This is a genomic window from Nocardioides sp. (assembly GCF_047606145.1).
GTDB lineage: Bacteria > Actinomycetota > Actinomycetes > Propionibacteriales > Nocardioidaceae > Nocardioides.
The window spans coordinates 1-26,462 of sequence record NZ_JASGET010000144.1; the positions used below are offsets into that span (position 1 = coordinate 1).

The 26,462-nt window shown below is 70.7% G+C and carries 16 protein-coding genes; 8 read left to right on the forward strand and 8 right to left on the reverse strand.

Annotated features, from left to right (window positions below):
- Window positions 1-98: 98 nt before the first annotated feature.
- Window positions 99-3,839 carry an HtaA domain-containing protein gene (locus QM638_RS19410; protein WP_415144685.1) on the forward strand — a complete coding sequence of 1,247 codons (3,741 nt, stop codon included), beginning with the start codon at window positions 99-101 and terminating at the stop codon, window positions 3,837-3,839.
- Window positions 3,840-4,137: 298 nt separating this feature from the next.
- Here the strand turns inward: QM638_RS19410 and QM638_RS19415 are convergent, their stop codons facing one another.
- Window positions 4,138-6,834, reverse strand: coding sequence for a beta-glucosidase family protein (locus QM638_RS19415; RefSeq protein ID WP_415144687.1), 2,697 nt, complete (start codon window positions 6,832-6,834; stop codon window positions 4,138-4,140).
- Between the two features lie 348 nt (window positions 6,835-7,182).
- Window positions 7,183-9,009: an HAD family acid phosphatase gene (locus QM638_RS19420; protein ID WP_415144689.1), complete on the reverse strand. Its 1,827-nt coding sequence runs from the start codon at window positions 9,007-9,009 to the stop codon at window positions 7,183-7,185.
- A 155-nt stretch (window positions 9,010-9,164) separates the two neighbouring features.
- Between QM638_RS19420 and tsaD the strand changes: the two genes are divergently transcribed.
- Window positions 9,165-10,211 carry a tRNA (adenosine(37)-N6)-threonylcarbamoyltransferase complex transferase subunit TsaD gene (gene tsaD, locus QM638_RS19425; RefSeq protein ID WP_415144691.1) on the forward strand — a complete coding sequence of 349 codons (1,047 nt, stop codon included), beginning with the start codon at window positions 9,165-9,167 and terminating at the stop codon, window positions 10,209-10,211.
- 271 nt (window positions 10,212-10,482) lie between these two features.
- Here tsaD and QM638_RS19430 read toward each other — a convergent pair whose 3' ends face one another.
- Complete coding sequence (locus tag QM638_RS19430) at window positions 10,483-12,666, reverse strand: MMPL family transporter (protein WP_415144693.1); 2,184 nt, start codon at window positions 12,664-12,666, stop codon at window positions 10,483-10,485.
- 115 nt (window positions 12,667-12,781) lie between these two features.
- A complete protein-coding gene (locus QM638_RS19435; protein ID WP_415144695.1) occupies window positions 12,782-13,969 on the reverse strand; it encodes a THUMP-like domain-containing protein in 1,188 nt (395 codons plus the stop codon).
- 95 nt (window positions 13,970-14,064) lie between these two features.
- Here QM638_RS19435 and QM638_RS19440 point away from each other — a divergent pair, with 95 nt between their 5' ends.
- The 3 genes from QM638_RS19440 to groL all read left to right on the forward strand — a co-directional run bounded on the left by QM638_RS19440 (window position 14,065) and on the right by groL (window position 17,293).
- On the forward strand, window positions 14,065-15,120 hold the full coding sequence (locus QM638_RS19440) for a DUF2330 domain-containing protein (RefSeq protein WP_415144697.1): 1,056 nt from the start codon (window positions 14,065-14,067) through the stop codon (window positions 15,118-15,120).
- Window positions 15,121-15,310: 190 nt separating this feature from the next.
- Window positions 15,311-15,604, forward strand: a complete 294-nt coding sequence (groES, locus tag QM638_RS19445) for a co-chaperone GroES (RefSeq protein WP_415144699.1) — start codon at window positions 15,311-15,313, stop codon at window positions 15,602-15,604.
- A 72-nt stretch (window positions 15,605-15,676) separates the two neighbouring features.
- Window positions 15,677-17,293, forward strand: coding sequence for a chaperonin GroEL (gene groL, locus QM638_RS19450; protein WP_415144701.1), 1,617 nt, complete (start codon window positions 15,677-15,679; stop codon window positions 17,291-17,293).
- Between the two features lie 161 nt (window positions 17,294-17,454).
- Here the strand turns inward: groL and QM638_RS19455 are convergent, their stop codons facing one another.
- Window positions 17,455-18,072, reverse strand: coding sequence for a TIGR03086 family metal-binding protein (locus tag QM638_RS19455; RefSeq protein WP_415144702.1), 618 nt, complete (start codon window positions 18,070-18,072; stop codon window positions 17,455-17,457).
- Between the two features lie 107 nt (window positions 18,073-18,179).
- Between QM638_RS19455 and QM638_RS19460 the strand changes: the two genes are divergently transcribed.
- From QM638_RS19460 to guaB, 3 genes are all read left to right on the forward strand, one after another.
- Window positions 18,180-19,118 carry a helix-turn-helix transcriptional regulator gene (locus QM638_RS19460; RefSeq protein ID WP_415144704.1) on the forward strand — a complete coding sequence of 313 codons (939 nt, stop codon included), beginning with the start codon at window positions 18,180-18,182 and terminating at the stop codon, window positions 19,116-19,118.
- An 81-nt stretch (window positions 19,119-19,199) separates the two neighbouring features.
- The gene (locus tag QM638_RS19465; protein WP_415144706.1) at window positions 19,200-20,108 is read left to right on the forward strand and encodes a GNAT family N-acetyltransferase; all 909 of its coding nucleotides are present in this window, start codon (window positions 19,200-19,202) and stop codon (window positions 20,106-20,108) included.
- A gap of 85 nt (window positions 20,109-20,193) precedes the next feature.
- Window positions 20,194-21,705, forward strand: a complete 1,512-nt coding sequence (gene guaB / locus QM638_RS19470; RefSeq protein WP_415144708.1) for an IMP dehydrogenase — start codon at window positions 20,194-20,196, stop codon at window positions 21,703-21,705.
- 186 nt (window positions 21,706-21,891) lie between these two features.
- Here the strand turns inward: guaB and QM638_RS19475 are convergent, their stop codons facing one another.
- The 3 genes from QM638_RS19475 to nrfD all read right to left on the reverse strand — a co-directional run.
- Entirely contained in the window at window positions 21,892-23,955 is a 2,064-nt protein-coding gene (locus QM638_RS19475) for an AAA family ATPase (protein ID WP_415144709.1), read from the reverse strand.
- A 58-nt stretch (window positions 23,956-24,013) separates the two neighbouring features.
- Window positions 24,014-25,345 carry an L-seryl-tRNA(Sec) selenium transferase gene (gene selA / locus QM638_RS19480; RefSeq protein WP_415144711.1) on the reverse strand — a complete coding sequence of 444 codons (1,332 nt, stop codon included), beginning with the start codon at window positions 25,343-25,345 and terminating at the stop codon, window positions 24,014-24,016.
- A 293-nt stretch (window positions 25,346-25,638) separates the two neighbouring features.
- Window positions 25,639-26,462: NrfD/PsrC family molybdoenzyme membrane anchor subunit (nrfD, locus tag QM638_RS19485; protein WP_415144713.1), on the reverse strand; the 824-nt coding region annotated here is incomplete at its 5' end.

The window sequence follows — 26,462 nt, forward strand, 5'->3', positions numbered from 1 at the left end:
CGGGGGGGGGGGCCGCGGCCGCCCCCCCCCCCCCCCCCCACCGGTGCGTTCCGCCTCTCGGGCATCCACCTGTCACTCCCACCGTCTGAGGTCTGCCGATGTCCCCGTCCTGGTTGTTTCCGCCGCGCCGTCACCGGCGGCGTCCCATCGCGATGCTGGCCGCCCTGGCCGTCGCCACGGGGCTCCTGCTGGTCGCCCCGACCCCCTCGGCGTCGGCCGACACCGCCGACATCACCGACGGGTCGCTGAGCTGGGGGGTGCGCACCTCGTTCCGCACCTACATGGCCAACGGCGGCACGATCGACGTCGGCGACGGCGCCAGCGTCAACGACGACGGCACCTATGACTTCCCGGTCTCCTCGGGAAGCTATGACTCCACCGAGGGGACGACCACGGTGGACTTCGGCGGCTCGGTGCACTTCTACAAGTACGCCTCGGGTGACATCTACCTGCTGGACCTGACGATCTCGAACCCGACGGTGGTGATCTCCGCGGACGAGCAGACGCTCTACGCCGACGTCGTCAGCCGTGAGTACGGCAAGAGCACCAGCGATCTCGTCGACTACGGCACCATCGAGGTGGCCACGCTGGGCGCGACGGAGTCGGACGTCGCCACCGACGACGGCGTGACGACCTGGTCCGGTCTGGAGGCGTACCTGAGCGAGGACGCGGTGGACGCCTTCGGGGGCTTCTACAGTGCCGGCTCGGCGCTGGACCCGGTCTCCTTCTCCTACACCGGTGACGGGGGCGCGCCGGACTGGACCGAGAGCTGGGACGCCGCCGGGACGCCGGCGCTGGCGGAGGGCGACGCCTGGTACGACACGACCACCAGCACCAGCAGCCTGGTCTCGGGGTACGGCGACTGGATCTTCCCGACCAGCGACGGCTCGCGCGTCTACGTGATCACCCAGACCACCGTCGGCGGCACGAGCTTCCAGCTCACCGCGCTCGATGCCGACTCGTGGGAGGAGCTGGGGTCGATGTCCCTGACCACCACGTCCGCCTACTTCGACTACGACGCGGCGACGGACTCGATCTTCTACGACGTGCAGGACGGCACGACCACGACGACCTATGACGTCCACGCCCTGACCTGGGACGAGGACTCCGCCGGCTTCACCGACGTCCAGATCGGCAGCATCGATGCCTCGGTCCCCGACGGATACACCTCGGTCACCGTCCAGCAGCTGGTCTGGAACGAGGCGCTCGGCCAGGTCCAGGTCTTCGTGGTGCGCCGTACGAGCAGCAAGACCTACGAGGCGGAGCTCAGGACCTTCGCCGAGACCGACGGCAGCTGGGCCGCCGGGACCACGGTCACGCTCGACGACCCGCCCAGCACGAACTGGTACGTCGGCGGCTACGGCGGACAGCTCACGGTCGCCTCGGACGGCTCGATCCTGATCGCCCGGAGCAAGAAGGGGAAGTACGACGACAACACCACCAGTCGGTACTACCCGGTGCTGCGGATCACCATCGCCGGCGACACCGGCACGACCCAGGAGATCGACGACAGCATCGTCACCGACGACGACGGCAACGAGGTGGTCGGCTATGACGCGGTGAGCATGATCGGGGACGACACCGCCCTGGTGACGTCGGGCGACAACGGCCATCCGGTGGCACGCGTCCTGTCGATCGACGCGGACACCGACACCGCGGCATTCGCCGGCGACGCCTTCGAGCCCCTGTCCACCCGCGTGTCCCGGGCGATGTCGGACGACACCAGCTCGGACATCGCCTACCTCTACGGTCCCGACGCACAGCAACTGGTGGCGCTGGACACCGACGACGACACGGTGATGGCCACCTACTCGATCGGCAACCTGCTCGCCAATCCGTACGGCGCCGAGATCGTGCCGGGGGCCGAGACCGGCGTGTTCTACGTGACGGTCGCGAACTCCGACGGTCAGGTGGGGGTCGAGCGGATCACCCGGACCGGGTTCTCCCCGACGGTGACCACGCAGCCGGAGTCCCAGACGGTGACCCTCGGCGCGGACGACGACTCGAGCGAGGTGACCTTCAGCGCCGCCGGGTCGGGCGATCCGAGTCCGTCGGTGCAGTGGCAGTCCGAGGCGCCGGGGAAGTCGTCGTTCTCCGACATCGACGGTGCCACCGGCGAGGAGCTGACGGTGGCTGCCACCCGCTCGGATGACGGCACGCGCTATCGAGCGGTGTTCACCAACGATGCCGGCGAGATCGCCACCGAGGAGGCCACCGTGACGGTGGACTACCCGGCGGTGGTCACCTCGCAGCCCGAGGACACCAGCGTCACCGAGACGGACGAGGCGACCTTCGGCGTGGTGTCGGAGGCCAATCCGGAGGCCACCGTGACGTGGCAGCGGAGGGTGGACGGGTTCTGGACCGCGGTGGACGAGGACTCCGGCGACTTCACCGTGGACACCAGCGACGGCACCTCGGTGCTGACGATCGCGGACGCCAACACCGACATGTCGGGGGTGAGGTTCCGGGCGAAGCTGGTCAACGACGCGGGCACGACCTTTTCCGATGCCGCGACCCTGACGGTGAACGAGAAGACCACCATCCCCTCGGGTGGCCTGGACCTGTCCGGGGTGACGCTCGAGTGGACCGGCAACGAGGAGATGCAGGACCGGCCGTACTACGGGTCGGCGAACTACTTCTCCGCCGGGACCTCGGACGGGACCGAGGACACCTATGCGGCGAGCGAGGGGAACGTGCAGATCCTGCAGGCCGACGCGGACGGGGAGGAGTCCGCGGCGACGTACGCGACCCGGGCCGCGCACGTGGGCACCGACGGGTACCAGCTGGTGAAGCTCTCCGGAGGCGAGGCGAAGGTGGCCTCGGACGGGTCTGCGACGGTGACCTGGGACGGCACCTGGAGCGTGAACTTCTATGACGGGTTGGCGCCGTTCTGGTTCACCGACCCGACGTTGACCGTGGACGCCGACGGGGAGGGCACCCTGACCGCGGACATGGACGGCTATGCGGTGAGCATGGACGACCCGACCTCGAAGACGGCCCTGGACGAGGTCGACGACGTCACGGTGGCGACGTTCTCGGAGGTCGACCTGGATCCCTACGGGAACGTCACGGTGTCGCCGGACTACGAGGGCGTGGAGATCACCGTGCCCTCGGGCGAGACGGCTCAGGACACCACGAGTGACGGCTGGGGGTCGTGGCCGCAGTCGTTCGTGGACTTCCAGTTCGACACCGGGCTGTCGTCCTACTGGTACTCCTCGGGTTCGTCGCTGGACTCGGTCAAGGCGCCCCGTGACTTCACCGTGGACTTCACCGACGCCACCGAGACCACCGGGACGGGCGGCGAGACCGGGGTGAGCCTCGGCAAGCCGGTGGTGACGGGGACCGCGAGGGTGGGCACGAGGCTGGTTGCCCGGGCGAGTGCGACGCCGTCGAGCGCGAGCCTGTCGTATCAGTGGTACGCGGCGGGCGCCAAGGTGCGGGGCGCGACCGGGAAGCGGCTCACGCTCGGGAAGGCGCTGGTCGGCGAGCGGGTCTGGGTCACGGTGACCGCGAAGCACGGCGGGTCGACGGTGTCGAGGACCAGCGCCCGGACCGGCCGGGTGGCCAAGGGTCGGCTGGTGGTCTCCAAGCCGAAGGTGAAGGGCACCGCACGGGTCGGCAGGCGGCTGACCGCGAAGGTCACCGTCACTCCGGCCGGTCGGGTCTCCTACCGGTGGTATGCGGCCGGGAAGAAGATCGCCGGGGCCACCCACCAGCGGTGGAGGCTGGCCGCCAAGCAGGCGGGGAAGCGGATCCGGGTCGAGGTCACGGTGCGTCGTGCCGGCTACCAGAAGGTGGTCCGGACCAGCGCCAGGACCCACCGGGTCGGGCACCGCTGATGCCGCTGCCCGGCGCCGTACCGCTCCGGGCGGCTCGGCCGGATCCGGGCTCGGTGCGGCACATGCTGAGGCAACAGACGGCCGGGGCGGCTCCCTGACAAGAACTCGCCCCGGCCGGCTCGCCGCCGAGACAACGGCCGACGCGACCGCGTCGGCCGAACCTCACGGACGGCGGCGAGCCCTCTCATGATGAGCGGCGCGGGCATTGGTCGCAACACGGCTGCGGCGGACCGGGAGCGCAACGGCCGCCTCCCGGGGGTGGGAGGCGGCCGGCACGCTCGAAGGGAGCCGAACGGGATCAGCGGATCCTGACGCTCTCTCGCAGCGGCAGGCTGCGCGAGGAGTCGCCGACGTAGACCGTCCGGGAACCGGTGGCCAGCGTCCAGCGCTGCCGGTCGGAGTTCCAGTAGGACAGCTCGCGCCTCTCGACCCTCATCGTCACCCAGGTCGAGCGGTGCGCACCGAGGCTGACCCGGTCGAAGGCGGCCAGTGCCTTGTCGGCGAACTGCACCCCCTTCGGTCGGCTCTTCGGCGCACCCAGATAGACCTGCGGCACGGCATCGCCGGCGGTGTTGCCGGTGTTGCTGACCTTGACTCGGACGGTGAGGGTATCGCCGCGACCCGGTGAGACCCGCAGGTCCGAGTACCTGAACGAGGTGTACGAGAGTCCGTAGCCGAACTCGTAGAGCGGCGTCAGTCCCTGGCTGTCATACCAGCGGTAGCCGACGTCGATGCCCTCGCTGTAGTCGGTCTCGCACTCGTTGATCCCGCCGAACTCGCTGGTCAGGGTGCAGGTGTCGGTCGTGCCCGGGTTGACGCCGGTGCTGGACCGTTCCGGATGGTCGGGGTCGCTGGCCACGCCCTGGTCGGCACTGGCCGGCCAGGTGTAGGGCAGGTGACCTCCCGGGTTCGCCCTGCCGGTGAGCAGATCGGCGAAGGACCAGCCGCCCTCATCGCCGGGGAACCAACCCTCCAGGACCGCCTTCACGTCGTCGAGCCACGGCATCGCGACCGGGTTGTTGTTCTGCAGGACGACGATCGTGTTCGGGTTCGCGGCGGCGACCTTGCTGATCAGGTCGTCCTGACCTTCGGGCAGCGCGGTGGACAGGTTGCCGCTCTGGGTGGCGTAGGCGAAGACCACGACGGTCTTGGCCTTCGTGGCCGCCGCGACGGCGGCGTCGGTGTCGGCCTGCTGCTGCGAGGGCGTCACCCAGTACAGATGAGCCTGGACCGGGTCGCCCGACACGTCGGCACTCTGTGTGACGGTGATCGTGTGGTCACCGGCGCTCAGGCTCACCTGGGCGCGCTTGTTGTTCAGCCCATCGGTGCTGGGCAGGACCCCGGAGTCGCCGGCCTTGACGGTGCCGTAGCGCGGCGCGTCGGTGAGGAAGCCGTCGCTGCTGATCACGGTGGTGCCGTCGATGGCGACGGTGCCGGTGGTGCCGAGCTCGCCGAAGTTGATCCAGTACTCGCCCGACTCCGGAGCGGTCAGCGTGCCGGTCCAGGTGTGCGAGGAGCCCGCCGGAAGCGCGTTTCCCTTGGCCGAGGTGAACTCCAGCGTCGAGTCGACCTGGGTGTCCTCGCTGCCGGTGGTGGTGCGCAGCAGGCCGGGGTCGCCGTCGTGGCTGAGCGCCGACGCCGGGATCGCCGTACCGGTCAGGTCGTCGCCGACCGCGTAGGAGATGTTGGCCGAGGGCTCCTCCTTCTTCAGCGTGCTGGTGGTCCCGATCCAGCGATCTGCCCGACCGGACGAGCTCTCCCCGCCGCCACCGGTGGCGATGGTCTGGCCTGCTCCCGGCCCGATCAGCGCGAGGCCGCTCAGGTCGGACCTGTCGAGCGGGAGCGCGCTGTCGTCGTTCTTGAGCAGCACCGCCGACTCGGCCGCGGTCTTGCGCACCACCTGCGCATTGCCGTGCACGTCCTCGGCGGTGACGGTGTGCTTGGAGGCACCGCTGAGCAGCCCGAACCTGTCGTACTGCGACAGGATCCGGGTGACGGCGGTGTCGACGTCGGACAGCTTCACGCTGCCGTCGGCCAGGGCTGCCTTGATCTTCGCCGGGGCGAAGTACTGCGTGATGACTCCGCCGAGCCCACTGCCCGGCATCTCCAGGTCGAGGCCCTTGTCGAGGTAGTCGGTGCCGTGGTTGGCACCCCAGTCGGAGGTGACGAAGCCGGTGAACCCGAGCTGCTTGCGCAGGATCGTCTGCAGCGTGTCGCTGTTGCCGCACGCGGAGGCACCGTTGACCTGGTTGTAGGAGCACATGATCGAGGAGACCCCGGCGTCGACCGCGTCCTCGAACGGCTTGACGTAGATCTCGTGCAGGGTCTGGTCGTCGACGACGACGTTGCCGCTGGCTCCGTCATAGGCGACGTAGTGCTTGGCCTGGGCCATCACGCCCTGGCTCTGGATGCCCCTGATCTCCTCCGCGCCCATCTGCCCGGTGAGCAGCGGGTCCTCGCCGAAGGTGTTCCAGCCGCGGCCGCTGGTGACGTCCCGGTCGATGTTGATGAACGGCTCCAGGGCGACGTCCTGGCCCAGTGCCTTGGCATCCCGGCCGATCACCGTGCCGTTGCGGCGCGCGGTCTGCGGGTCCCAGGTCGCGGCGACGCCCATGGTGGAGGTCATGCCGGTCGAGACGTCCTTGGTGGCGATGCCTGGCGGACCGTCGGAGAGCCGTAGCGAGGGGATGCCGAGCCGTTCGATGCCGGGGATGTAGCCGGCGGCGAAGGTCTTGCCGGCCGGATCGGTGGCCTCGTCACCGCCGGTGATCAGGGTGAGCTTCTCATCGAGGGTCATCCGGGCGACCAGCCTGGCGACCCGCTTGGTGGTCGCGCCGGCGTGGCCGTGATGACCGCCGTGGCCGTGGTGCTGGGCGACCTGCGTCGTCGTGGGGAGCTGGGCCGAGGCGTCTGCGGGTCCGGCCAGCAGGGTGGCGACGCCCAGGGTGGCCGCGGCGCAGGTAGCGACGGGAGAAAGGGAGAACGGGTACCTCATATCACCACTCCATCGTGGAAAGAGATGCACAGGAGACCGGCGGCGTCCCGGGCGTGGTCGTCCGTACGGCGCCGGAGCGAAGACGGGTGCGAGCCTCGAGACACGGACGGCCACGTAACCCTCCCGAACCCTGCGCCGCACCCTGTCCGTGTCACCGGCCCGCCGATCGGCGGGCACCTTGGCACGCTAGGTCGGCACAATTATCCGTGTCAATAGCCATAAAATTCCCTGAGACAAAGACTTATGGCCACACTTGAAGCGAAAAGAAACGGCGCCGAGCCGACGCAACCTGAGTCGGGTTGCGTCGGCCCGGCGCGGGAGGTCAGGGCGGGCGGTCAGAGCGAGCGGTCAGGGCAGGTAGTAGGTCGGGTTGGGGATCTTGTAGGTGTGATCCGCGGCGCCGCCGAGCAGATCGGAGAACTGGTCGCCGACGTCGGCGACGACGTCGTACCCGGTCGCCTCGAGGTGGGCGCGGGTGCCGGCCTTGTACTCGGTCGTCGAGCAGGTTCGATCCGATCCGCAGTCGAGGTAGGCGGGCGGCTGTTCACTGCCCTCCCACTTGGTGAAGAAGTGGGCGGCGGTGAACAGCGGCCTGCCGGCGCCGGTGACGTAGCCGTCCTCGGTCAGGTTGGCGATGGTGTCGGCCTGCTGGCTGTGCGGTCGTCCGGTCAGGCCGACGATCGTGCAGCCGGCCGCCTGGACCTGCTGGACCAGGTCCACCATGCCGGGCACGGCCGGGAACTTGTGCTCGGCGATCCACTCCGCCGCGGTGGCGGAGTTGTAGGTGAACTTCATCACCGAGTCCTCGAGGTCGTAGTTCCACAGCGTGGTGTCATCGGAGTCGAAGACCGCTGCCGGGGTGGCCGGGACCTTGATCGAGGAGAGCGACCTCCGGGAGTCGTGGAGCCTCTTCCGTGCGCTGGCCAGCTTCTTCTTCGCCTTCGCCCGGTCCGTCTTCGAGTGGGCTCGCTTGACCGCCTTGGCGGCCCTGGTGACCGCGGCCCGGGCGGCCTTCAGCCTCTTCGTCGCCGCCTTCACCTTGCTCTCCGCCCGGGTGAGCGCTGCCGCCTCGGTTCGGCAGTCGCTGACGATCTGCGGTGTCCAGGTGTCGGCCAGCGAGGTCATCTGGTCGATGTACGGCGAGCTGGTCTTGTCGGCCACGCCGGCGTCGTCGCCGCTGGTCGGCGCGTTGTAGTAGGCCCGGATCTCCTTGCGCAGCGGGTCGAGGTTGGGGATGTCGTCCCCGCTGCGCACGTCGTATCCGCTGGAGCCGTCCGCGGCCATCACGTAGGTGGTCGGCGGGACCATCTTCTTGTCGCTCGCGGGTGCGCCGGCGATGTCGGCGGCCGCCAGGAAATAGGACGGATTCGGGATCTTGGTCCAGTCCTCGGCGTACCCGCCCTCGAGGTCGCTCCACTGGTCGCCGACGTTCATCGCGACCGTGTCTCCGAGGTCCTCCTCGATGTGCTTGCGGGTGTTGGCCTTGTACTCGACCGTGTTGCAGGTCGACGAGAGCGTGCACTCGCCGATGTAGCTCGGCTTGTCGTCGGTGGTTGCCCACTTGGTGAAGAGGTTGTCGTTGTCGAAGATCGGGTTCCCGTCGGTGTCGGTGAACCCCTGGGCGGTCAGGTTGGCGATGGTGTCGTCCTCCTGGGAGGCCGGCCGCCCGGTGATGCCGTAGATGTCGTACCCCCGGGACTTCAGCTCGCTCACCAGGTCGGCTATGCCCGGGATCGCCGGGAAGAGCTCACCGGTGACCCAGGCGGCGTTGAGCCCGGAGTCGTAGTTGAAGTTCATCTCCTCCTCGTTGGCATAGTCGCTCAACAGGGTGGAGTCGACGTCGAAGACGACCGCCTGGTCGTCTCCGGCCTTCTTGGGGAGCGCCTTCGCGATGGTCTCCTCGACGTTCTTGACGTCGTCGGCGTACCGCGAACTGGACAGGTTCGGCAGGTAGATCTGGGCACCGTCGGGGTCGGCCGGGTCGGTCCCCTTGGAGGCGCCGTAGTAGGCCCGGATGGTCGACTTCACCGAGTCGATGTTGGGGATGTCGGCGCCGTCGGTCGGTGCCGCGACCGTGCCGTCGGCCTGGTTGACGACCATGGTGAAGTGGGTCCGTGGTGCCAGTGGGTCATCCGCTTGAGCCGGGGTGGCGGCGACGATTGTCGCGATGACCACCGCTGCCGCACCAAGACCTGCGGCCGTTCGGGGGATTTTCATGGATTGCTCCCAGGTTTGTGACATGGACAACTCGACAGACCATAGAGAACCACTGTTTCTCTCAGGTCGCATCCAGGTCACGACACACCATCGCCCTCGGGCATCATGAGGACATGACCTCCGGCCCCCTGGTGCTCGGCATCGAGACCTCCTGCGACGAGACCGGGGTGGGCATCGTCAGCGGTGACACGCTGCTCGCCGACGCGGTGGCGAGCAGCGTGGCGGAGCACGCGAGGTTCGGTGGAGTCGTGCCCGAGGTGGCCAGTCGCGCCCACCTGGAGGCGATGGTGCCGACCATCGACCGAGCCTGCGAGACCGCCGGCGTCCGTCTCACCGACGTCGATGCGATCGCCGTGACCGCCGGACCCGGGCTCGCCGGAGCGCTGCTGGTCGGCGTCGCCGCGGCCAAGGCGCTCGCGCTCGGCCTGGACAAGCCGCTGTACGGCGTGAACCACCTCGCCGCACACGTCGCGGTCGATCAGCTCCAGCACGGTCCGCTCCCCGAGCCGTGCCTGGCCATGCTGGTCTCCGGCGGCCACTCCAGCCTGCTGCGCGTCGATGACGTCACGGCCGACATCGATCCGCTCGGCGCCACCATCGACGACGCCGCCGGCGAGGCGTTCGACAAGGTGGCCCGGCTGCTCGGCCTGGGCTTCCCGGGTGGTCCGGTGATCGACGCGACGGCCGCGTCGGGCAGCAGCATCGCCATCGACTTCCCCCGCGGACTGACCTCGCGACGCGACCTGGAGCGGCATCGCTTCGACTTCTCCTTCTCCGGGCTCAAGACCGCGGTCGCCCGTTGGGTCGAGGCGCGGGAGCGTGCCGGCGAGCCGGTGCCGGTGGCCGACGTCGCCGCCAGCTTCCAGGAGGCGGTGGTCGACGTGCTGGTGCGCAAGGCCCTGGACGCGGCCACCTCGGCCGGGATCGAGGAGATGGTGATCGGTGGCGGCGTGGCCGCCAACAGCCGGCTCCGGGCACTGGCCGCCGAGCGCGCCGAGACGGTCGGCGTCCGGGTCCGGGTGCCGCGGCCGGGGTTGTGCACCGACAACGGCGCGATGGTCGCCGCGCTCGGCGCGGAGATGGTCGCTCGCGGCCGTACGCCGTCCACCCTCGACCTCCCGGCGGACTCCTCCCAGCCGGTCACCAGCGTGCTGGTCTGACCCGGGCCGAGGAAGCCGCTACTCCGGCGAGCGGGTGCCCGGTCGGCGAGTGTGGCTCGCACGCCGGCGTGGCCGCACTCCGGCGTGGGCCGCCGGGCCCAGCAGAACGCCGATCCATGCCGGGTCACGCCGGGCTCGTTGGTCGAGTCCACCCACGGAGGGCCGGCCCGACCGGCTGTGTGGTGGTCTCGATACGCCTCGCTCGTCCCTCGCGAGGGCTACTCGACCCACGAGCGAGGAGGAGCCGGCCCGACCGGGGAGAGTTCGGCCGCTAGTCGCGCCGACCGGGGTCGCCGGCGCCCACCTGGTCGACATCCGGCTCGCTGGTCTCGGCCGGCTCGACGGCGTCGGCGCCGTGCCCCGGCCACCAGGCCCGCTTGCCGACCAGTGCGGTCAGCGCCGGCGTGAAGAACATCGCCATCACGAAGGCGGCGGCCGCGATGCCGAACGCGATGGCGAAGCCCATCGTGGTCAGCAGCGAGTTCCCGGCGAGCATCAGCGAGGCGAAGGTGCCGGCCAGGATGACCCCGGCGGCAGCCACCGTCGGGCCGCCGTGCTTGACGGCCTGGGCGGCGGCATCGCGTGGCCCCCGCCCCTCGCGCGCCTCCTCCCGTAGCCGGGTCACCATCAAGATGTTGTAGTCGGTGCCGAGCGCCACCACGAACAGATAGATGTAGATCGGCAGCAGGAAGATGAGCCCGGCGTCACCCTTGACGTGCTGGAAGACGATCACCGTCGCCCCCAGGGTCGCGCCGAAGCCGAGCCCGACCGACGCCATCAGGTACCAGGGGGCCACCAGGCTGCGCAGCACCAGCATCAGGATGATCAGGATGATCGCCGCGGCCACCGGGAAGACGACCGCGTAGTCGCGGTTCATGGCGCTCTGGAAGTCCACGAAGACCGACGCGGTGCCGCCGACGTACGCCTCGGTGCCGGACGGTGCGGCCGCGTGGGCACCGGGCCGCAGATCGCTTCGGACCACGTCGATGGCGGCGTCCGAGGACGGGTCGTCGGTGAGGACCGTCATCACCACCGCCGTACTCGGATCCTTGGGTGCGATGGTGGTCCCGGAGACGGTGCCGACGCCCTCCACCGTGCCGACCTGCGCGGCGAAGGTCTTGACCTCGGCCGCGGTGAGCGTCCGGCCGTCGGTGGCATGGAGCACGACCGGCGTCGGGTCGGTCTGACCCAGGTCGAAGCCGCCCTCGACCAGCATCTGGTCCGCCTTGGCCGACTCGACGTTGGTCGAGGAACTGCTGGACTGCAGGTCGAAGTTCGGGTTGAAGCCGCCGAACGCGAACGAGAAGACGGCGAGGATCGCGAGGACGCCGCCGGACGCGACGGCGTACCGGACCGGGTGTGCGCCCAGCGATCGGCCGATCGCCTCGAAGCGGGCCGCCTTCGGCTCCGTACGCCACTTCTTCGACGGCCAGAACAGGGCGCGCCCCAACACGCAGGCGACGGCCGGCACCAGGGTGAGCGCGGCGATCACGGTGACCGCCACCGCGATGGCCAGCGACGGGCCGATCGAGCGGAAGATGCCGAGCGTGGAGAGCACCAGTGTCATGAACGCCACGAAGACCGCTCCGCCCGCCGAGGCGATCGCCTCGCCCGCGCGTTCGACCGCGTGCGCGATGGCGGCGCGATGCTCCTCGCCCTCTCGCATCCGCTCGCGGTAGCGGAAGAGGAAGAACAGGATGTAGTCGGTCCCGATCCCGAAGAGCACGACGATCAGGATCACGCTGGTGGAGTCGTCGGTCTGCAGGTCGAAGAGGTGCGAGACGATGCCGATCAGCTTGTTGGACACCGGCGTCAGGATGACTCCGACCAGCAGGATCGGCATCAGCGCGATCAGCACACTGCGGAAGATGACGCCGAGCAGCACCAGGATCAGCAGCACGGTGGCGATGCCGACGATCGCCTCGGCGTTGCTGCCGGACTGGGACTGGTCGTAGTACTTGGCGAGGGTGCCGGTCACGCCGGAGACCAGGTCGGTGCCCTTGAGCTCGGTCTCGAGGTCGTCGCGCAGTGTCTTGACCTGGTCGAGATCGGACTGCTTCTCACCCGTGACGCCGTCGGCCAGGGCGATGTTGACCGCCGCGGCCTTCTTGGTCGAGGAGACCTCGGTGGCGGCGATCTTGCCGAACGCCGAGCCGAGCTCGGGCTGCAGGTCCTTGCTGATCCGGTCGATGGCGGTGCGGTCCGCGGCGCTCAGGGTGCCGCCGTCGGAGCGCTCGTAGACGATCGTCGCGCCGGGGCTGGTGACGTCCGGGAAGGCCTCGTCCATCAGGTTGGTGGCCTTGATCGACTCGTAGTGGCCGGGTAGGAAGTCGGCCTGGTCGTTGGTCGACTTCGCGCTCGGCGCGAACACGCTGAGCAGGATCATCACGACGATCCATGCGCCGATGACGTACCACGGACGACGAGCGGCCAGACGGCCCAGAGCACCGAACATGTGCCGATCCTATGAAGGAGATGTCGATCGACTCGACCGGGATTAGTCATCGTCCGGCCACGACATTTGTCATGCCGCGGTGATCACGCCGCCGTCGTGCCGCGCGGGCCGACCCTCATGTCGTCCGGTCGATCCGCTCCACCAGCAGACAGGTCCCCTGGCCGTCGACCCGGGTCAGCACGATCGTCGCGGCCCGCGAGCCACGCAGCGCCAGCCGCTTGCGCAGCTGCTCGGGGACGACGTCGACGCCGCGCTTCTTGATGGTCAGCGCCCCGATGTCCCGCTCGCGCAGCGCCGCCCGGAGCTGCTTCTCCCGATAGGGCAGCCGATCGACCACCCGGTAGCCGGTGGCGTACGGCGTCCGGGCGGCCGTGTCGGTGCCGACATAGGCGAGATGCTCATCGAGCAGTACGCCGTCCAGGGACGCCGCGACGCCGGTGACCAGCCCGGCCCGGATGACGGCGCCGTCGGGCTCGTAGAGGTAGTCGCCGAGACCGGCCGGTCCGAGCTCGGCCGCCGGTGGCGCGTCGGCGTCGGTCAGGGTGGCCAGGCCGCCGTCGCCGATGACGGTGGCGCGCCGCGCCGTGGTGGCCAGGCCGCCGGACCACAGGGCGGCCTCCTTGACCTCCCCGTGGTCGCTGACCCACTCGGCCTCCACCCCCGGCGGCACCAGCTCGTGCGGGATCCCGGGCGCCACCTTCACACACGCCACCCGGCGCAGCAGTGTCTCGACGAACGACCACGGCGGCGCCCAGTCGTCGGCGGAGAAGACCCGTCCGCCGGCACCGCGCCGGGCCGGGTCGGCGTACGCGACCGCGAAGCCGGTGTGGTCGACGGCGGTCGCGTCGGCGACGGTGACGGCACCGGGAAGGCCGAGTGTCGCCAGGTTCGCCCCCGCCACCGCCACTCGCTCGGGATCCAGGTCGACACCGGCCGCGGTGATGCCGGCCTCGGCGGCGGCGATCAGGTCGCCGCCGATCCCGCAGCCCAGGTCGATCAGGCTGGGTGCGCCGTACGCCGCCAGTCGCGCCGCCCGGTGTCGGGCGACGGGCAGCCGGGTGGCCTGCTCGAGCCCGTCCGGGGTGAAGTACATCCGGGCGGCGAGCTCGCCGAACTTCGACACCGCGCGACGACGGAGCTCGGCCTGCGTCAGCGCCGCCGCCACGTGAGCGCTCGGCGCGTCGCGGCGCAACAGATCGTGGGCCCGCAACGTATCTGTCTGCGAACCGATGAGCTCCTCGGCCCGTTCGAGCAGGGCCTGGCCCTCGGGGGTCAGCAGCCAAGAGAACGCGTCGAGCTCCATCGGAGTCATGATGTCAGGTTTCGATCGCCGTACCGCCAGGCACCATGACCGGACCGGCACACCGGACCGGACGGACGGGGGAGAGGTGAAGTGAGATGAGGCGCAGACACACCCGGCGGCCGGGCGCCCGGCTGTGGGCGGCGATGCTGACAACGCTGGTCGTCTCGGGCCTGGTGCTGATCCCGGGGCAGGCTCGGGCGTGCGCCTGTGGGGCTGCCTACCCGGTCCAGGGAGACGACCTGGCCGCCGGGCCGGAACGGGCCCTGCTCAGCTGGACCGAGGACCACCGCGAGCGGTTGGAGATGGCGCTCTCGCTGACCGGCGACGGCGCCGACGCGGCGGTGCTCATCCCGACGCCCGCCGCGCCGAGGGTCGCCCAGGGGGACCTCGCCACCTTCGACGAGCTGGACCGGCTCACCTCGGCGCCGCGCGAGACCGCCGGCGCGGCGGACGCGGGGGACGGGGCCGGTGCTCCGCAGCAGGCCCCCTCGGTGCTCTCCCGCACCGTTCTGGACGACGTGGTCGCGACGGTGCTGACCGGCGGCAGCCCCCGGGGCGTGACCCGATGGCTCGATCGGCACGGCTATGCGCACAAGCCCCAGGTCCGTCCGGTGATCGGTGAGTATCTGCGTGCGGGCTGGGTCCTCACCGCCGTCAAGCTGCGGGCGGACCGCGCCTTCGACGGCGCCATCGACCCGATGGTGCTCACCTTCGACAGCGACCGGCTGGTCTATCCGATGCGGCTCAGCTCGACCGCCGCCGAGGTCGAGCCGGTGACGATCTACACCCTCGACGACGTCTACGACGTCCGCACCGACTCCGGCACCGCCGGCCAGGTCGCCTCGATGGACGCCTACCTGAGGCTGGACCCGGACCAGGTGCGGGACGCGACGTTGCGCCGGGCGATCGGGGACAGCGGCCAGGTGCTGACCAGGTGGACCTACACCACGGCGGACCCGGCCTCGCTCACCGCCGACTTCGCCTTCGGGAGCAGCCACACCACGCCCGAGGAGTCCTGGCCGGATCTGCTCGGGCGCGGCGACTCCGGCGGCGCGGGCGAGAGCTGGTGGCCGGTAGCGCTCGGCGGGGTCGCGTCGGGCGTCCTGATCGGGCTGGTCGTCCTCGGCCTGCGACGGCTGCGCACGAGCTGAAGCGATCGATATCCGACCTACTTCTGGCACTCCCTTTGGGTGAGTGCTAACGTCGTGCTTGGCACTCTCGACGTGAGTGTGCCAACGCTTGCAGCCGGGGCGACCCCCGCGACGGCGCACCGGCGACGGCAGGCATGACGTGTGCACTACCCATCACCCAGAGAAGCGTGAAAGTGGAGGTCGATCCAGCGTGTCGATCAACATCAAGCCCCTCGAGGACCGGATCGTCGTGAAGCCGCTCGAGGCCGAGCAGACGACCGCCTCGGGTCTCGTCATCCCGGACACCGCCAAGGAGAAGCCCCAGGAGGGCGAGGTCCTGGCCATCGGTCCGGGTCGTATCGACGACAACGGCAACCGGGTGCCGCTCGACGTCGCCGAGGGCGACAAGGTCATCTACAGCAAGTACGGCGGCACCGAGGTCAAGTACGCCGGCGAGGACTACCTGATCCTGTCGGCGCGAGACATTCTGGCCGTTGTTTCCTGATGTCTTTGGTGGGCCGTTGGGAGTAGACCATCGGTCACTCCTGACGGCCCACGCCCTTTTGTGAGGAGAGTTATGCCGAAGATCCTGGAGTTCGACGAGAACGCCCGCCGTGCGCTCGAGCGCGGCGTCGACGCCCTCGCCAACGCCGTCAAGGTGACGCTGGGCCCGAAGGGCCGCTACGTTGTCCTTGACAAGAAGTGGGGCGCTCCGACCATCACCAACGACGGTGTCACCGTCGCGCGTGAGGTCGAGCTGGACGACCCGTTCGAGAACCTTGGTGCGCAGCTGACCAAGGAGGTCGCCACCAAGACCAATGACATCGCGGGTGACGGCACCACCACCGCCACCGTGCTCGCCCAGGCGATGGTCCACGAGGGTCTGCGTGCGGTGGCCGCCGGCGCTAACCCGATGGGCCTCAAGCGCGGCATGGACGCCGCCGCGACCGCCGTCGGCGACGCGCTGCGCGAGGCCGCCCGCGACGTGGACAGCAAGGAGGACATGGCGGCGGTCGCCACCATCTCCTCCCGCGACAGCCACATCGGCGAGCTGCTCGCCGAGGCGTTCGACAAGGTCGGCAAGGACGGTGTCATCACCGTCGAGGAGTCCAACACCACCGGTACCGAGCTCGAGTTCACCGAGGGGATGCAGTTCGACAAGGGCTACATCTCGCAGTACTTCGTGACCGACACCGAGCGGATGGAGGCCGTCCTCGACGAGCCGTACATCCTGCTCCACCAGGGCAAGATCTCCTCCATCCAGGAGCTGCTGCCGCTGTTGGAGAAGGTCATCGCGGCCGGCAAGCAGCTCTTCATCCTGGCCGAGGACGTCGAGGGCGAGGCCCTGTCCACCCTGGTGGTCAACAAGATCCGTGGCACCTTCACCGCGGTGGCGGTCAAGAGCCCCGCGTTCGGTGATCGTCGCAAGGCGATCATGCAGGACATCGCGGTCCTCACCGGTGGCACGGTGGTGGCGCCGGAGGTCGGGCTCAAGCTCGACCAGGTCGGCCTGGAGGTCCTCGGCACGGCCCGCCGGGTGGTGGTCACCAAGGACAACACCACCATCGTCGACGGTGGCGGCGACGCTGCCACGGTCGAGGGCCGGGTCAAGGAGATCAAGTCCGAGATCGAGAACACCGACTCCGACTGGGACCGCGAGAAGCTGCAGGAGCGGCTCGCGAAGCTGGCCGGCGGCGTGTGCGTGATCAAGGTCGGCGCGCACACCGAGGTGGAGCTCAAGGAGAAGAAGCACCGCATCGAGGACGCCGTCTCCGCCACGCGTGCCGCGATCGAGGAAGGCATCGTCGCCGGTGGCGGCTCGGCCCTCATCCACGCGGTCACGTCGCTGGAGAAGGACCTCGGTCTCTCGGGCGACGAGGCGGCCGGCGTACGCATCGTGCGCAAGGCCGCCGACGAGCCGCTGCGCTGGATCGCCGAGAACGGTGGCGAGAACGGCTACGTCATCACCACCAAGGTGCGCGAGCTCGGTCTCGGCCAGGGCTTCAACGCCGCCACCGGTGAGTACGGCGACCTGGTTGCCCAGGGCGTCATCGACCCGGTCAAGGTGACCCGCTCCGCGCTGGTCAACGCGACCTCGATCGCCGGCATGCTGCTGACGACCGAGACCCTCGTCGTCGACAAGCCCGAGGAGGAGGAGCCGGCGCCCGCCGCCGGTCACGGCCACGGTCACTGACCGACTCCTCATCGGCTGAACCGGCTGACGTCACTGGGCCCGTCCGCACCGCGGACGGGCCCAGTGCTGTCTCGGGGGCCGGCGGGTTCGTCTAGGTATGCAGGGATGTGGGCACATCCCGGGCGGAACTCCGCGAGGGGAGTGCTCGTTCGGCTGCATACCTAGCTGGACGCTCCGGCGGTGAGCACCGGCGGTCGCGACCGGCGGCCGTAGTGATTGGCGAGGCGCTCGAGCGCCGCCGCGTCGTCGGCGGGAGTCACCGCCCGCTCGAACGGGATCTGCGGGTCGTCGCGGAAGTCCGGTCCGGCCGGGACGATCTGGTCGGCCACCGCCAGGATCGCGACCGCCGCCTCCTCGGGTTCGCCACCCGAGGCGCCACGAGCGGTGGCGAGGTCCCAGCCGTGGACGGCGATCTCACCCGACTGACGGAGCACGCCGACCGCGCCGGGGACGGTGATGCCGGGCGGCACCACCACCGTTCCGGTCAGGGCGGTGTCGGTCATCGTGGCCCGGGTGACCGGGATCCGGTCGCGGAAGGCGCGGGCAAGGTCCGCGGTGGCCACGCCCTCGGCCAGCCGGGGGAGCGGAGTCGGGTCGCCTCCGGAGAAGACCACGGCGGTCCGGTCGAGTACGGCGACCAGATGTCGGGCGAGCGTCTCGACGTCGAACCGGTCGCACGGGGTGGGACGCGCCCAGTCCGCGTCGGAGAGGGTGTCGATCAGGTCCGCCACCCAGGCGGTGACGTCGTCGAAGATCCAGCGGGGATCGGTGCCGTTCATGTGTGCTCTCCCTGGTAGGTCGACCGCTCCGATCTGAAGCGGACATCACCACTCTGCGAGCCAGAACCTGACATCTGATGTCAGGTTCAGCGAGATACCTTGATCCCGTGCGCGCCGACAGGCTGCTGGCCGAGCTGATGATCCTGCGAGACGGACGGACCACGGCCCGAGAGCTCGCGGGCCGGTTGGAGGTCACCGAGCGAACCGTGCTGCGCGACATGGAGGCGCTCTCGGCCGCCGGAGTCCCGGTGTGGACCGAGCGCGGGCGGGGCGGCGGGCTGCGGCTGATGCCGGGGTGGACCAGCGATCTGTCCGGGCTGACGGTCGAGGAGGCGAGGGCACTGCTCGTCGCCGGTGCGTCGGTGGACACCGCGCTGGGCACGGGCTCGGCGATCGGCACCGCGCTCGCCAAGGTGCTGCCGACGCTCACCGGTCAGGCGCTGGCACGGGCCGAGGCGGCGGCAGCACGGATCCTGGTGATCGAGGAGTCGTTCCTCGGCAGGTCCAGGGCGGCGGCCCCGACGCTCGCGGACCTCCAGCGGGCGGTGGTCGTCGGACGCAAGGTACGGGTGGACTACGCGGGCGGCTCGCGGCCGGGAGTGCGCACCCTGGTGCCGGCCGGTCTGGTGTGCGCGGCCGGGACCTGGTACCTGCTCGCCACGCACCGCGGGGCGCGCCGTACCTATCGGGTCGACCGGATCCGGTCCGCCGCCGTGCTCGCCGAGGCCGCCGACCGGAGCGGACTCCCGGAGGTCGCGGCCTGGTGGCAGGAGACCCGCCGCGACTTCAAGCGTTCGGCGGATCCCATGCCGGTGGTCCTGTTCGTCCCGGACGGACACGACCTGCCGGTCCCGCCGGAGAAGGTCGACGCCACCCGCGAGGTCGGCGGCGGCACCGAGCTCACGGTGCGCTTCCGCGACCGGGCGCATGCGATGACGGTGCTCTGGCCGTACGCCGACCGGGTCGCCGTACGCTCGCCGCGGACGCTCCGCGAGCAGATGGCCGCGCGGGCCGCGGAGGTGGGCCGTCGGCATTCCTCGGCGTGAGCCGCGTGAGCAGGAGGAGAAGTTGCGGGGCAGAAACAGCGAGGCAACATCGCGGCGGACCCGGTGGCGCATGATGTCTCCATGCTCTTCCGAGTCCGTACGACGCTTCCGGACCGCCCCGGCACGCTGGCCGAGCTGGCGCAGCGCTGTGGCGCGTCCGGGGTCAACATCCTCGGGATGCAGATCTTCCCGGGAGTCGACCAGGTCACCGACGAGTTCGTGCTCCGGGTGCCGCGCTCGTGGGGGAGCGCCGAGATCGTCGAACTGCTGGAGTCCTCCGGCGGAGCCGGGGTCGTCGTACAACCGTGCACCGAGGCGGCCCTGGCCGACCAGCCGACCCGCTACGTGCAGGCGGCGCGCACCATCCTGGAGCGGCCGATGTCGTTCCCGGAGGTGCTCGCCCAGCTGCTCGACGCCGAGGCCGACCCGGTGGGCACGGATGCGCCGTCGCAGGACGTGATGGAGCTGACCGTCGGCGACGTCGACGTCTCGGTGCACCGCACCGCGCCGTTCACCGACACCGAGCGTGCCCGTGGCGCGGCGATGGCGGACCTGGTCAGCGACGTGCTCCAGCGCAGCCGTGAGTCGGCGGCGATCGGCGCGCGGCCGCCGGCCCGGCGGCTGGGTGGCGGGGCGACGCCGGAGTACATCGTCGGCTCGGAGTCGGTCACCGCCCTGATCGACGGCGTCGCGGTCGGCCTTGCCGAGGTGCTGCCGGCGACCACCGACCCACAGGTGCGCCCGCTGAGCATCCGGGTCGATCCGGCCTGGCAGCGGCGGGGGATCGGCACCAGGCTGCTGATCGACGCCGCCCGGGTGGCGCACATGCTCGGTGCCGCCGAGATCCTGATCACCGGGCGATCGGACAACCAGGCGATCCTGCCGATCGTGATGGCGGCGGGCATGCGCGGCCGCATCCGGATGGCCGGCGACACCCTGACCGTGCGGGTCGCGGTCCGCAACCTGCGGCCGTTGCCGGTCCCGGAGTGAGCCGGACCCAGCTGGACCGGGCTGGACCGGGACCGGGCCGGTCGAGGGTTCGGTGATGCGGCCGGCGGCGCCGTAGAATCTCGTCATGGAGATGGCTGAGGTCCCTGACAAGTTCGCCGCCCTCGGGCTCACCTACGACGACGTGCTCCTGCTGCCGGGCTATTCGGACCTCGCCCCCAGCGACATCGACACCACCTCGCGGCTGACCCGGGAGATCTCGTTGCGGGTCCCGCTGGTCTCGGCGGCGATGGACACCGTCACCGAGGCCCGGATGGCGATCGCGATGGCGCGTCAGGGCGGGGTCGGGGTGCTGCACCGCAACCTGTCCATCGAGGACCAGGCCTATCAGGTGGACCTGGTCAAGCGCACCCAGACCGGGATCATCTCCAACCCGGTGACCATCCACGCCGACGCCACCTTGGAGCAGCTGGACAAGCTCGCCGGTGAGTACCGGATCTCCGGCTTCCCGGTGGTCGACGCCGACCGTCGGCTGATCGGCATCATCACCAACCGGGACCTGCGCTTCACCCCGGTCGCGGAGTGGGCGACCACCAAGGTCGAGGAGGTGATGACGCACGCTCCGCTGATCACCGGTCCGGCCGACATCAGCCGCGAGGACGCCACCAAGCTGCTGCGTCAGCACAAGCTCGAGCGCCTGCCGCTGGTCAACGGCGACGACACCCTCGCCGGGCTCATCACGGTCAAGGACTTCGTCAAGTCCGAACAGTTCCCGAACGCGTCCAAGGACGCCCAGGGCCGGCTCCTGGTCGCCGCCGCCATCGGATACTTCGGTGACGCCTGGCAGCGAGCCACCACCCTGATCGAGGCCGGCGTGGACATCCTGGTGGCCGACACCGCGCACGGCAACGTGCGGATGCTGATCGAGATGGTCGCGCGGCTCAAGTCGGACCCGGCCACCCGGCACGTCCAGGTCATCGGCGGCAACGTCGCCACCCGAGAGGGCGCTCAGAGCTTCGTCGAGGCCGGCGCGGACGCGGTGAAGGTCGGGGTCGGTCCGGGATCGATCTGCACCACCCGGGTGGTCACCGGGGTCGGCGTACCGCAGATCAGCGCGGTCTACGAGGCCTCGCTGGCCTGTCGGCCCGCGGGAGTGCCGGTGATCGCCGACGGCGGGCTGCGGCACTCCGGCGAGATCGGCAAGGCGATCGTCGCCGGCGCCGAGACCGTCATGCTCGGCTCCATGCTGGCCGGCACCGAGGAGGCGCCGGGCGCCAAGATCCTGGTCAACGGCAAGCAGTACAAGGCCTACCGCGGGATGGGCTCGATGGGGGCGATGAGCTCGCGCGGCAAGAAGTCCTACTCCAAGGACCGCTACTTCCAGGCCGAGGTCACCAGTGACGACATGATCGTGCCCGAGGGCATCGAGGGCCAGGTGCCCTACAAGGGCACCCTCGCCACCGTCGCCCACCAGCTCGTCGGCGGCCTGCACCAGACGATGTTCTACGTCGGCGCCCGCACCGTGCCGGAACTGCAGGAGAAGGGCCGGTTCATGCGGATCACCTCCGCCTCGCTCAAGGAGAGCCACCCGCACGACGTCCAGATGACGGTCGAGGCGCCGAACTACTCCGGCAGCTGAGGCGCGAATCGTTCCTTGGAACCGTCGAGTCGGTCGTGAGAACCGTCGAGTCGGGACTTTCGGCGTACGACGCTCGCCGGAATCCACGACTCGTCGGTTCGGCCGAACGATTCGCCGGTCCGGCCGAACGATTCGCCGGTCCGGGCGAACGATTCGGCCCGGCTAGAGATCCGGCTAGAGATCCGGCTAGAGATACTGCCCGTAGCTCGGGGACGGCTCACCGGGGGCGGGCGCCGGGGTCGGCAGATCGGTGGGCAGCAGGGTCCGGATCGACTCCGGCGTCGGCGTGGCCCCCGGCGCGGTGAGCCGTACCGCCTGCCGGGAGACCGCCTCCTCGAACAGGTTGCGGACCCACCGGCCGTTGCCGAAGTCGTCCGGGCGCGGCCGCGGGATCAGGGTGGTGACCGCCTCGCCCACGCCCTCGCCGAGGGTGAAGCCGGCGTTGGCGGCGGTCAGCTCGAAGATCGCGGCCAGGTCGCCGTCGCCGTAGTCCGGGAACTCCAGCTGGGTCGGGAACCGGGAGGCGAGCCCGGGGTTGGAGCCGAGGAATCGGCGCATCTGTGCCGGGTAGCCGGCCACGATCACGATGACGTCCTCGCGCTGGTCCTCCATCAGCTTCAGCAGGGTGGCGATCGCCTCGTGGCCGAAGTCGTTGGCCACCCCGTCGGGGGCGAGGGTGTAGGCCTCGTCGATGAACAGCACGCCGCCGACGGCCTGCTTGAACCGGGCCCGCGTCTTCGGCGCGGTCTGTCCGATGTAGCCGGCCACCAGGTCGGCGCGGCTGGTCTCGACCAGGTGACCGTTGGTGAGGATGCCGACCTGGGCGTAGACCCGCGCCAGCAGCCGCGCCACGGTGGTCTTGGCGGTGCCGGGGTTGCCGGTGAAGACCATGTGCCTGGACCGGCTGGAGGCCGGCATCCCGGCCTCCACCCGCAGCCGCTCGGCACGCTGCTCGGCGACCAGTCGCGCCACCTGGGCCTTGATCGTGTCCAGGCCGATGAGCTCGTCGAGCTCGGCCATCGGGTCGCCGATCTCGACGACCGGCACCGGCTGCGCGCCGAGCTCGTCCTCGGCGTCCAGGTCGGGGTCGGCCAGCCGCGCCCGGCGCACCGTGGGCGGCACGAGGCGGCGCTCCTGCTCGGGCAGACCGGCGGTGTCGCGGCGCAGGCTGACCGCGTGCGGGTTCGCGATCCGCACCGGCGCCCGGTAGATGTCCTCCAGGTCCTCGACGTACCCGGTCCGGTCCGGGCAGCTCGAGCTGCGCTTGAAGTCCGGCAGCCCGGAGATCAGCCAGGCGACCTGGGCGGCCATCGCGTGCCACAGCCGGACCGAGTCCAGCTGGTCGCTCATCATCGCCCGGGCGAGCCAGGCCCGGTTGTCGGCGATCCAGGAGTCCTTGTCGAAGCCCGGGGCGAGGCGGACCAGGGTGGCCTGCATGGCGTCGTACCTCTCCTGTCCGACGCCGAGTCGCAGCTGGGCCGGCATCGCGTCGGCCTCGTTGAACAGAGCCATCGAGGCGACCATCTCCTCGACGGTCTGAGGTGCGCCGACGGTCGCGCCGAGGTGTCCGGTGGCCGCGTCCAACCCGTCGAGCGCCCAGGCCAGCAGGCCGGGCATGCCGCCGAGCTCGGGCAGGCTGGAGAGGTCCCCCGGCTCGGCGAGGCGACGCCAGGCGCCGACGATGGTCGGCCAGGTGCCGGTCTCGTGCAGTCGGACCAGCTCGGGATCGCCGGCGATCTTGTCGAACAGGGACAGGAACGCCCCGGCGCGCTCCCGATACTGGGGTACGCCGGAGAGCAGCTCGAGCGACTCCACAGTCAGGTCGAGGCTGGCGCGGCGGGCCTCGGTGCCCTCGCCCATCACCTGTTCGAAGAAGCGGAGGAACCACAGGTCGTCGGAGCAGCCGAAATAGGTGATCCGACGGGTCGGGATGCTGTACTCCTCGACCAGCCACGGCGCCAGCAGCACGTCGCCGAGGTAGACGTAGGTGCCCGCCCAGGTCGGCACCGTCGCCGGCAGCCGGGTCAGCAACTGCCACAGATGCTCGACGAGCAACGGCGTACCGGGTCGCCAGTCGCCACCCATCCGGCGTCCGTACGACGCCCTAGCGTCCTGGATCAGCAGCCGCAGCCGGTCCTGGGTCTGCTCCAGCCAGCCGTCCGGGACGAGCCATGGGTCGGTGGTGCCGAGCACGTCCAGATGCGGCTCGTCGCCCAGCAGCGGGGCGAGATGGTCGGCGAGCTCCGGCATGGCACCGATGATAGGAGCCTCGCGCGACCCCGATCGGTCCGGATCGGCAGATCCGGGTTCAGCCGCCCAGTGCGCGGCGCAGCGCCGTGACCAGACGCCCGTCCTCGTCCTCCGGCACGCATCGCAGGTCCACCAGGCAGGCGCCGTCGTGCACCCGCGCGAGCACGGCGGGATCGCCGGTGCGCAGCGCGGCGGCCGCGGACTCCGGCAACCGCACCGCCCATCCGGGCAGCGGTACGCCGGGGGCGCCGCCACCACCGACCCGACCGTCATGCGGGACGACCCTCGCCTCGATCCCGGCGATCCGGCTGACACCGGTGACGACGGCCTCGGTCCGGGCACGAAGCCGGTCGGGGTCGGCGTGCAGCGCCTCGATCACCGGCGAGGGGCCGCCGGCGACCGTCGCCTCCAGCGCGGCCAGGGCCAGCTTGTCGGCTCGCACCGCCCTGGCCAGCGGGTGCCGGCCGGCGAGCGTGACGAGGTCGGCGCGGCCGAGCAGCAGACCGGCCTGAGGTCCGCCGAGCAGCTTGTCGCCGCTGGCGGTGACCAGGTCCGCGCCGGCGCCCAGCGCGGTGGTCGCGTCGGGTTCGTCGGGGAGCAGTGGGTCAGGGCGGAGCAGACCGCTGCCGAGGTCGGCGATCACCGGGAGGCGGTGCTGGTCGGCCAGCGGGCGGAGCTCGGCGACGTCGACCGCGGAGGTGAACCCGTCGACCCGGAAGTTGCTGGGATGGACCTTGAGGATGGCAGCGGTCTGCGGACCGATCGCGTCGGCGTAGTCGGCGAGATGGGTCCGGTTGGTGGTGCCGACCTCACGCAGTCGCGCGCCGGTGGTGACCAGCAGTTCGGGCAGCCGGAACCCGGCCCCGATCTCCACGAGCTCGCCGCGACTGACGATGACCTCGCGACGTGGCGGGTCGTCGGCCAGGAGGGCGGTGATCGCGAGCAGCAGCGCCGCCGCGCCGTTGTTGACCGCGAGCGCGTCGCCGGCGTTCGGACAGGCCGCCAGCAACGCCGCCCGGGCGGCCAGACCACGCCTGCTGCGCACCCCGGTGGCCAGATCCAGTTCGACGTCGACGTAGCCGGCGGCGGCCGTCACCGCGTCGCGGGCCGCGGCCGACAGCGGGGCGCGGCCGAGATTGGTGTGGATCACCACTCCGGTGGCGTTCAGCACCGGGCGCAGGCTGGTCCCGGTGCGGGTCGCCAGCGCGGCGAGCACCTCGTGCGGCACCTGGTCCGGCGCCAGCTCACCGTCCCGGGCCCGCTGCTGCGCGCCGCGCACCACGTCTCGCACGATCCGGTCGCCGAGGCGGGTCGCCGCTCGGCGTACGTCGGGAAGCGCGAGCAGTACGTCGGTTCGGGGGATCAGCCGTCGGACGTCGGCCTGGCTCACTCGGTCCTCCTTGCGCCACGGGTCTGCGGGCCCAACCTAACCCCTCGCCGAATCGGTCCCTGGAGCAGGTGAGTCGGTCATTGTGACGGGCGAATCGGTGTTTGGAGCAGGTGAGTTGGTCCGCGGAGCCGGTGAGTCGGTCGTTGGAGCAGGTACGCCTCGGGTCGCCTACGACCACAACTCACCACTCAGCCGGTCCAACGACCGACTCGGCCGTCCGGAGGACCGACTCGCCGGTCGCAACGGCCGACTCGCCGGTCCTAACGACCGACTCGGCCGTCCGGGAGACCGACTCAACCGGAGGTGGTGATGGAGTCGTCGGTCTGGCCGGCGGCGCGCCGGGCGGCGAGCCGGCGGCGTTGGGGCTCGATGGTGTAGCGCGGATCCTTGGCGGACTCGATGCCGGCCTCGAAGACGGCGAACCGGGTCAGGGCGGAGGCGGCGAGCAGTGCCAGGCCCGAGGCGACCGCCAGCGGGCGTCGCCGGCCGCCGATCAGCGTCCCGAGGCCGCCGGCGACGGCGAGTCGCTCGCTCCACCGCAGCATCGTCCCCGGCCGGCCGTGGTGCAGCGGCTCGGCGGCCACCGGGTCCATCCGCGACTCCATGTACCTGCTGGCGGCCAGGTCCCCGGTGACGCCGAGCACCGCGAGCGCCCGGGCGGGTCCGGTCTCGGCGGTCGGCGTGGTCACCATCGCCAGCCCGGCCGAGGCCAGGCTCGCGGAGGAGACGAAGACGAAGGGCAGGTCGCGGTGGGCGGCGTTCCAGGTCGGGTTCGCGGTGTCGCCGAGCAGCACCGCGGTGTACGCCGCCAGCGGCGGCCCGAGGACGGCGGCCGCGATCCCGGCCGGTCCCTCGGCGAACCGCAGCAGTGCCCGCAGCGGCCCCAGCGGCAGCCGCTCCCCGCTCATCCGGTCGATCTCGGCCACGGCGGCGACGCCGATCCCGCCGCTGAAGGCGCTCAGGATCCACGAGCCGACGCTCATCGGCGAGGTCACCTTGAAGGTGCGCAGCATGTTGTAGAACCGGTCGGGCCGGCCCAGGTCCGCCACCAGCGCCGCGCCGCCCAGGCCGACCGCCGCCAGCGCGCCCAGCCGGGTGTTGCGGCGCAGCGCCGGGC

Excerpts from the sequence above, each read along its gene's own strand:
- QM638_RS19410 (WP_415144685.1), top strand. The coding sequence starts at position 99 with ATGTCCCCGTCCTGGTTGTTTCCGCCGCGCCGTCACCGGCGGCGTCCC.
- QM638_RS19415 (WP_415144687.1), bottom strand. The coding sequence starts at position 6,834 with ATGAGGTACCCGTTCTCCCTTTCTCCCGTCGCTACCTGCGCCGCGGCC.
- tsaD (WP_415144691.1), top strand. The coding sequence starts at position 9,165 with ATGACCTCCGGCCCCCTGGTGCTCGGCATCGAGACCTCCTGCGACGAG.
- QM638_RS19430 (WP_415144693.1), bottom strand. The coding sequence starts at position 12,666 with ATGTTCGGTGCTCTGGGCCGTCTGGCCGCTCGTCGTCCGTGGTACGTC.
- QM638_RS19435 (WP_415144695.1), bottom strand. The coding sequence starts at position 13,969 with ATGGAGCTCGACGCGTTCTCTTGGCTGCTGACCCCCGAGGGCCAGGCC.
- QM638_RS19440 (WP_415144697.1), top strand. The coding sequence starts at position 14,065 with ATGAGGCGCAGACACACCCGGCGGCCGGGCGCCCGGCTGTGGGCGGCG.
- groL (WP_415144701.1), top strand. The coding sequence starts at position 15,677 with ATGCCGAAGATCCTGGAGTTCGACGAGAACGCCCGCCGTGCGCTCGAG.
- QM638_RS19455 (WP_415144702.1), bottom strand. The coding sequence starts at position 18,072 with ATGAACGGCACCGATCCCCGCTGGATCTTCGACGACGTCACCGCCTGG.
- QM638_RS19465 (WP_415144706.1), top strand. The coding sequence starts at position 19,200 with ATGCTCTTCCGAGTCCGTACGACGCTTCCGGACCGCCCCGGCACGCTG.
- guaB (WP_415144708.1), top strand. The coding sequence starts at position 20,194 with ATGGAGATGGCTGAGGTCCCTGACAAGTTCGCCGCCCTCGGGCTCACC.
- QM638_RS19475 (WP_415144709.1), bottom strand. The coding sequence starts at position 23,955 with ATGCCGGAGCTCGCCGACCATCTCGCCCCGCTGCTGGGCGACGAGCCG.